Genomic DNA, 2,381 nt, shown 5'->3' on the forward strand with positions numbered 1-2,381 from the left:
GTAAGCGCTAAATCATCGGCCCTTGGATTTCACTTGCGGCTGACGTTGCAACATCGATTTCGTAGACGTCATAGAGCGTCGTATATGACGTCTATGATCAGGCGGCGGTCTCTTGTCTGCTCGTCTGCTGTTTGTCTTGCTGGAGTCTGATCCAGACTTTGGGTAGCAGCTCACGCAGGTTGTCCTGATTGGTCATGTGGGGAATTTTTTCGAAGACCCATTTGAGGTAGGCGTAGGCATCGTGGCCTGCGCGGCGGATGTTTTCGATCAGCGTGAAGATGACCGCACTGCGCCAGCCCGTGTCTTCGTTGCCTACGAACAACCAGTTTTTGGCTCCGAGTTTGAGCGGGCGCACGGCGTTTTCACAGACGTTGTTGTCCAGTGACCCGCAGTGCTTGAAGGCACGGCATAGCTTGCGCCACTGGTTGAGGCCGTAGTTGACCGCCTTGCCCATGGTGCTTTTGGGAAGGTGTCCGGCCTTGAGGCCGTGGATTTCGCCGTGGATTTGCTGGAGGAGTTTTTTGCCGTGGCGGCGGCGGTGGTAAACGATGGCTTCGGGCGGGTGGTTGTTGCGCCGGAGCCAATCCCGGTATTGGTCGTCGGCGCGGTAGAGGCGCTGGATGAGCTGCAGGATGCGGGCGGCGGCCGGGCTGTGCTGCAGGGCTTCATGGAACTTGCGGCGCAGGTGCGCCCAGCACCCCGCGAGTGTGACACCGTTACGTTGACCCGCCCATGTCTGGTAGGCGCTGTAGCCGTCGCACTGTAGCAGGCCTTTGAAGTGCCTGGTTTTCTGGCTGCCATCTCCGGCCAGGATTTTGTCGAGGCAGGCATGACCGCGGCCGGTATGCCAGTCGTAGAGCACGCCGGCGTCTTTGGAGTGATAGACCCAGAAGTAGCCTTGCTTGCTGCCTTGCTGATCTTTGGGCAGATAGTCGACGGGAGTTTCGTCGATGTTGATTTGATCGCTCCCGAGGATGTCGCTGGCGATGAGCTTGTAGAGTGGTTCGAGCTCGTTGGCGGCGAAGTCGGCCCAGTTACAGAGAGTGCTGCGCGGGATGTGGATGCCGTGGCGCCGGGCCATGATTTTCTCCTGGCGGTCGAAGGGAAGATGGTCGCAGAACTTGGCTGCAAGAGTGTGGGCTAGCAGCGAGGGGGTCAGGAAGCTTCCTTCCAGGAGTTCCGGTGGCGCGGGTGCGGTGATCCAACGCGGGATGGCTTCGCCTTTTTCAATGAAGGTGGGGCGGATGGTGACATGCCGTGTGTAGCGCGTGGGAGTGACGTCAAGTTTCTCGCTGCGCTTTTGCCCGACCTGGCGGTAGGCCCCGGGGTTGGCCTTCACTACGCCGGGGATGAGGACGGTCTCGATGGTGGGGATGTTTCCGGGAAGACGCGGTTTGCGTGTGGAACGCTTGCGGGGGGCGTAAAGTTCTTCAGCCGCCGGTGGTTCTTCGTTTCCATCGGCGGCTTCCGGCTTTTTTGCAGCTTCGGGGTCGAGCAGGAGTTCAAGCTGGGAGGCGTCGAGCTTCTCGCTGCTGCTGCCGTGGATGACCTTGATGAGGTAATCGATCTTTTCTTTGAGCAGACGGTTTTCTTCACGCAGTTGCGCGATGATTCCGTCCTTGTCCTGTTCGTTCCCGGTCACGACCTAACAACGTTCCTTGGGACGGATGTTTTTCAACTAAATCAGGGTTTTTCATACCATGGCAGTTTGTGACCGTCGCGCAGCTGGATGCCGTCGGTGAGCATGGCCAGGGCGGTGGGTTCGAGTTTGATTTTCGTTTTGCCCTCCGTGTGCTTCGGCCAGCTGAAAGTGCCTCTTTCGAGTCTCTTTGCCATGACCCAGAGGCCACTTCCGTCCCAATAGAGGATCTTGATCAGGCTGCGCTTTTTATTGGTAAAGAGGAAGGCCGCGCCACTGAGTGGATCCGCCCTGAGCTTCTGCTCGATGAGGGCGCTGAGCCCGTTGAAGCTCTTGCGCATGTCGCAGGGTTCGGTGACCAGATAGACCTTGAGGCTGCCGCTGAAACTTAACATGACGGGACGGGATTGAGTTTGTTGAGCAGCGTGGCGGCGAGTTCGGCCTGGGATTCATCGGCGACAGTCATCCTGATACCCGACGGATGCTCGACTAACAGACAGCCAGTGGATGGCGTCGTTTCCCGCATGCAGGCGGTCGCAGGGAGTTCCAGCTCGACGAGGGATTCCAGCAGCTTTTGCGCAGGAGGCTCGTCGCCGGGTACTACCGGGTATTCATCACGCTCGCGTTTGCGGTTCTGGACCCAGGTGGCGAAGGTCTGGTATTTGACGCCGTGAAGGGCGGCAAACTTCGTTCCTGACAGAGGGCTCTTTTCGAAGGTATCCAGCAGGGCCTCCCGATGTTT

At 58.7% G+C, this 2,381-nt stretch carries 3 protein-coding genes; all 3 read right to left on the reverse strand.

The annotated features are described in order from the left end of the window. Window positions 1–97: 97 nt before the first annotated feature. Entirely contained in the window at window positions 98–1,642 is a 1,545-nt protein-coding gene (gene tnpC, locus BUB27_RS18790) for an IS66 family transposase (RefSeq protein ID WP_143185437.1), read from the reverse strand. 41 nt (window positions 1,643–1,683) lie between these two features. Then, window positions 1,684–2,034, reverse strand: coding sequence for an IS66 family insertion sequence element accessory protein TnpB (gene tnpB, locus BUB27_RS18795; RefSeq protein ID WP_143185438.1), 351 nt, complete (start codon window positions 2,032–2,034; stop codon window positions 1,684–1,686). Further along, a partial coding sequence (locus BUB27_RS18995; protein ID WP_159435087.1) for a hypothetical protein occupies window positions 2,028–2,381 on the reverse strand: 354 nt, incomplete at its 5' end. The genes tnpB and BUB27_RS18995, both read right to left, overlap by 7 nt.

The organism is Rubritalea squalenifaciens DSM 18772 (assembly GCF_900141815.1).
Classification (GTDB): Bacteria; Verrucomicrobiota; Verrucomicrobiia; order Verrucomicrobiales; family Akkermansiaceae; genus Rubritalea; species Rubritalea squalenifaciens.

What these genes read in the sequence shown, in the direction of transcription:
- tnpB (WP_143185438.1), bottom strand. Translation starts at nt 2,034, where the DNA reads ATGTTAAGTTTCAGCGGCAGCCTCAAGGTCTATCTGGTCACCGAACCC.